Source organism: Microbacterium sp. H6, from assembly GCF_003314775.1.
GTDB classification, from domain to species: domain Bacteria; phylum Actinomycetota; class Actinomycetes; order Actinomycetales; family Microbacteriaceae; genus Microbacterium; species Microbacterium oxydans.
This window is the reverse complement of record NZ_QOAY01000141.1, coordinates 864-5384: the sequence shown is the minus strand read 5'-3', so window position 1 is coordinate 5384 and position 4521 is coordinate 864. Positions and strand designations below refer to the sequence as shown.

Below are 4521 nucleotides of genomic sequence, written 5' to 3'. Positions count from 1 at the left end.
TCGGCGACAGACTCGGCGACGTTCGCGAACAGCACCGTCAGCCACAGCCAGATGGCGATGCCCCAGGTGAAGGGCGCGGGCACCGGGGTGCCGCCGGAGTCCGCCGGGCCGCCCACGAACGGCTCGGCGATCGCGAGCACCGTCGTGAACGCGGCGCCGACCCAGACCAGGAGCATGACGGGGTTGCGCACGAGAGCTGCCGGGTTGAGCTTGCGCACGGCGCCGGGAAGGGCCTGCACGAGCTGCGACCAGCCGAAGGAGCGCGGTGCGGTGGGGGCGGATGCCGCAGCATCCTGTTGTTCGGAGGAGGATTCCGCGGGGGTGGTGATGAGGGTCATGGTCAGACGAGTCCTTCAGCGAGCGGGCCCAGTGCGAGCACAGGGAAGTAGGTGAGCGCGGTGACGACGACCGTCACGGTGAGGAGCAGACCGACGAACTGGGGTCGGTGCGTCGGCAGGGTGCCGGAGGTGGCGGGGATGCGCTCCTGCGCCGCGAACGAGCCGGCGAGGGCCAGCACGAGCACGATCGGCAGGAACCGGCCGAGCAGCATCGCGATGCCGAGGGCGGTGTTGAACCACGGGGTGTTCGCGGTGAGTCCGGCGAAAGCGGAGCCGTTGTTGTTCGACGCCGAGGTGAAGGCGTAGAGCACCTCGCTCATGCCGTGCACTCCGGGGTTCAGGATGCTGGTGGACTCCACGTCCTCCCTGATGCCGGGAATCGCGAAGCTCATGGCCGTGCCGACCAGCACCAGGGTCGGCGTCACCAGGATGTACAGGCTCGCGAGCTTGATCTCCCGCGGCCCGATCCGCTTGCCGAGATACTCCGGGGTGCGCCCGACCAGCAGTCCGCCGACGAACACCGCGATGATCGCGAGCACGAGCATGCCGTACAGGCCCGAGCCGACGCCACCGGGAGCGACCTCGCCGAGCATCATGTTCAGCATCGGCATCATGCCGCCGAGCGCCGTGTACGAGTCGTGCATCGAGTTGACGGCGCCCGTCGAGGTGAGGGTGCTCGCGCTGCCGAACAGGGTCGAACCCAGGATGCCGAAGCGCACCTCCTTGCCCTCCATCGCGGCCCCGGCGAGCTCGGGCGCCGTGCCGCGGCCCGCGAGCTCGAGCGCCGAGAGGGCGAAGGTCGAGACGAGGAAGATCGTGCCCATGACCGCGGCGATCGCGTAGCCCTGACGATGATCGCCGACCATGCGGCCGAACGTGCGGGGCAGTGCGAACGGGATCACGAGGATCAGCAGCACCTGCAGCAGGTTCGTGAAGCCGGTCGGGTTCTCGAACGGGTGCGCGGAGTTGGCGTTGAAGAAGCCGCCGCCGTTGGTGCCGAGCAGCTTGATGGCCTCCTGCGAGGCGACAGGGCCGCCGGGGATGGTCTGCGTGCCGCCCGACACCGTGGTGACGTCGGTGAAACCGGCGAAGTTCTGGATCACGCCGCCCGCGAGCAGGGCCACGGCGCCGATCAGGGCGATCGGGAGGAGGATGCGGCCGAGACCGCGGATCAGATCGACCCAGAAGTTGCCGATCGTGGTCGAACCCCGGCGGGCGAGACCGCGGATGAGGGCGATCGCGATGGTGAGACCGACCGCGGCCGAGACGAAGTTCTGCACCGTGAGACCAGCGAGCTGCACGGTGTAGCCCATCGTCTGCTCGGGGGAGTACGACTGCCAGTTGGTGTTGGCCACGAACGAGGCGGCGGTGTTGAAGGAGAGCCCCTCGGGCACGGCAGGGAGCCCGAGCGCCTGGGGGAGGAAGGCCTGCAGTCGCTGGAGACCGTAGACGAGGAGAACCCCGACCACGGAGAAGGCGATCACGCTGCGGGCATAGGCGCGCCAGGTCTGCTCGGACGACGAGTCGACCCCGATCAGCCGGTAGACGCCGCGCTCGACCCGCAGGTCGCGTGCCGAGGTGTAGACGTGGGCGATGTAGTCGCCGAGGGGGCGGTAGAGGAGCACGAGCACGACCACGACGGCCGCGACCTGCAGGATGCCGAACCAGATCGTCGCGTCCATCAGAACCTCTCCGGGGCGACGAGCGCCACCACGAGGTAGACGACGGCGGCGACCGCGAGGGCGGCCGCGAGGATCTCGAAGACGATCACAGTCGCTCCACCCCCTTGGCCGCCAGGGAGACGAGGGCGAACAGCGCGAGAGTCAGCGCGATGTAGATGATGTCGAGCACGGATTCGATACAACTCCCGCACGGCCCCCATCGCCGCGATCCTCACGCTTCCCCTACGCCCTCCGCCCCGATGCATGCGGGTTGCTCACGGTTGGGCCCTATGCTCACGAGGTGGGAATCAGAAGGATGCGCATCGGGACCGGGACGTGGATCGTCGCCGCCCTCGTGGTCGCGGCGCTCGTGTGCGTGCTCACGGGGTTCCTGCCGCGGGCCGATGCCGGTGCGCTCGGCGAACGGATCGCACCCGTGCTGGGGTTCGTCGTCGCGATCACGATCGTCGCCGAGCTCGCCCGCGACGCGGCGGTGTTCGACGTCGTCTCCCAGCGTCTCGCACGCTGGGGCCGGGGCCGCGTCACGGTGCTGTGGGCGTTGGTGGTCGTGCTCGCCGTGGTGAGCACCGTGTTCCTCTCGCTCGACACCACTGCCGTGATCGTCACCCCGGTGGTCGTCGTGCTGGCGCAGAGCATCGGCGTCTCCCCGTTGCCGTTCGCCCTGGCCACCGTCTGGCTCGCCAACACGGCATCTCTCGCGCTGCCGGTCTCGAACCTCACGAACCTGCTCGCCGCGCCCGCCATGGGGGAAGGGCCAGGGGCGTTCATCGCGCTGAGCTGGGCGCCCACGCTCGTGGGGATCCTGGTACCGGTCGCGATCCTCACCGTCCTGCATCGGCGCACGGTCTTCGGTGCGTATGAGACGCCCGTGCCGCGGCGGCCGGCCGATCCGACGCTGTTCTGGAGCGCCACCGGCATCCTCCTCGTGCTGATGCCGCTGCTCGCGCTCACCCACGACGTGTGGATCCCGGCCACGGTCGCGGCTCTCGCGTTGATCGTGCTCTTCGCCGTCCGTCGACGCCGCGCCCTGCGGCTCTCGCTCGTCCCGTGGCAGGCGATCGCGCTCGCCGCGTCGCTGTTCGTGCTGGTCGAGGCCGCGCACGCGCAGGGGCTGCTCGACTTCCTGACCTCGCCCACCGCGAGCGGCGACTCTCCCGGCGACCTGTTCCGGCTGGCCGCGCTCGGGGCCGTGAGCGCCAACGCGATCAACAACCTCCCGGCGTACCTCGTGCTCGAGCCTGCCGCCGGTGATCCCGTCGCCCTGATGGCCCTGCTGATCGGCGTGAACATCGGCCCGCTCATCACCCCGTGGGCATCGCTCGCGACGCTGCTCTGGCACAACCGGATCGTCGCGCTGGGCGTGACGATCCGGTGGAGCCGCTTCATGCTGTGGGGCGTGGTGGCCGCCGTCCCGACCGTGCTCGCCGCGGTGCTCGTGCTGATGCTGGTCGCGGGCTAGCCCGCTCACCTGCCGCGTCAGGCTCAGGGTCGACATCGTGCCACCGGCTGGGGTGACTAGTGTCACGACCCGGTCAGCGGGGAGCCTCGCCGACCCGACGCATCTCGGACGCGAGGGCCGCGTTGGTCTCGGTGAACTGCGCGGTGATGCGCTCTCGCACCTCAGGTGACTTGTTCTGGCTGAGTTTGGCGCGGGCGTCGAACCGGGCGACGCGCATCCGCAGACCGACCGTCCCCTTCGCCGCTCGTCGTGTGCCCTCCTCGTCTTCCGACAGGTGGCGGCCGTGCGCCCGGTGGTCCTCGAAGTGGTCGGTCAGCCGCGTGAGCATGGCGTAGTTCTCCTCCTCGCTGAGGATCTCGGGGATGCCGTAGAGGTGCGCGGTGACGTGGTTCCAGGTCGGCACCAGGTCGCCGGGCGCGTAGAGGCTCGGCGACACGTAATCATGCGGTCCCTGGATGATCACGAGTATCTCGTGCCGACCGAGTTCGTGGAGTTGCTCATCCGGCCGTCCGAAGTGGCTCGCTATCACGATGTCGTCCTCGTCCTCGACCAGCAGCGTGGGGTAGTGCGAGGCGATGAGTCCCGTGCTCGTCGGGGAGACGAACGTCGCCCAGGGGTTGCCGCGGATCAGGCGCTTCACCTCGACGGGGTCGGTCATCAGGTAGCGGGGTGTGTGACGCATCAGGACTCCTTCGTGCGGGGCGTGGGCGTGCGGCGGGTGGTTGTCGGGTGACCGATCAGCCGGGTGCGCACCGCGAGCGCGGCGCACGCGATCACGGTGAATCCGCCGACCGCGGTGGCCCAGCCGATCGGCTCGTGCAGCAGGAGTGCAGCCCAGGCGATGCTCATCACGGGCTGGACGAGCTGGATCTGGCTCACCTGTGCCATCGGCCCGATCGCGAGACCGCGGTACCAGGCGAAGAAGCCGAGGAACATGCTCACCGCAGCGAGGTACGTGAACGCCAGCCACTGCACGGGGGTCGCTGCGGGAGGCTGCTGGACCGCTGCCACCACGGTCAGCACGGCCATCAGCGGAGCAGCG

5 protein-coding genes and 1 pseudogene are annotated in these 4521 nt (G+C 69.5%); 1 reads left to right on the top strand and 5 read right to left on the bottom strand.

Annotated features, from left to right (window positions below):
* From DSP71_RS09165 to DSP71_RS09155, 3 genes and pseudogenes are all read right to left on the bottom strand, one after another.
* Nucleotides 1-338: pseudogene (locus tag DSP71_RS09165) on the bottom strand (potassium-transporting ATPase subunit B); the annotation flags it as partial.
* A gap of 2 nt (nucleotides 339-340) precedes the next feature.
* On the bottom strand, nucleotides 341-2020 hold the full coding sequence (gene kdpA, locus DSP71_RS09160) for a potassium-transporting ATPase subunit KdpA (protein ID WP_113680941.1): 1680 nt from the start codon (nucleotides 2018-2020) through the stop codon (nucleotides 341-343).
* A complete protein-coding gene (locus tag DSP71_RS09155; protein WP_017201862.1) occupies nucleotides 2020-2109 on the bottom strand; it encodes a potassium-transporting ATPase subunit F in 90 nt (29 codons plus the stop codon). The genes kdpA and DSP71_RS09155 overlap by 1 nt, the downstream gene beginning before the upstream one ends.
* A 206-nt stretch (nucleotides 2110-2315) precedes the next feature.
* Between DSP71_RS09155 and DSP71_RS09150 the strand changes: the two genes are divergently transcribed.
* Nucleotides 2316-3479, top strand: a complete 1164-nt coding sequence (locus tag DSP71_RS09150; RefSeq protein ID WP_113680940.1) for an SLC13 family permease — start codon at nucleotides 2316-2318, stop codon at nucleotides 3477-3479.
* A gap of 73 nt (nucleotides 3480-3552) precedes the next feature.
* On the opposite strand, the gene DSP71_RS09145 is transcribed toward DSP71_RS09150, so the two are convergent.
* Both DSP71_RS09145 and DSP71_RS09140 read right to left on the bottom strand, forming a co-directional pair.
* Nucleotides 3553-4161, bottom strand: coding sequence for an FMN-binding negative transcriptional regulator (locus DSP71_RS09145; RefSeq protein ID WP_113680939.1), 609 nt, complete (start codon nucleotides 4159-4161; stop codon nucleotides 3553-3555).
* Nucleotides 4161-4521, bottom strand: a 361-nt coding sequence (locus DSP71_RS09140) for a DMT family transporter (protein ID WP_147251265.1), incomplete at its 5' end; no start/stop codon positions are given. The genes DSP71_RS09145 and DSP71_RS09140, both read right to left, overlap by 1 nt.

Excerpts from the sequence above, each read along its gene's own strand:
- DSP71_RS09150 (WP_113680940.1), top strand. The coding sequence starts at position 2,316 with ATGCGCATCGGGACCGGGACGTGGATCGTCGCCGCCCTCGTGGTCGCG.
- kdpA (WP_113680941.1), bottom strand. The coding sequence starts at position 2,020 with ATGGACGCGACGATCTGGTTCGGCATCCTGCAGGTCGCGGCCGTCGTG.
- DSP71_RS09145 (WP_113680939.1), bottom strand. The coding sequence starts at position 4,161 with ATGCGTCACACACCCCGCTACCTGATGACCGACCCCGTCGAGGTGAAG.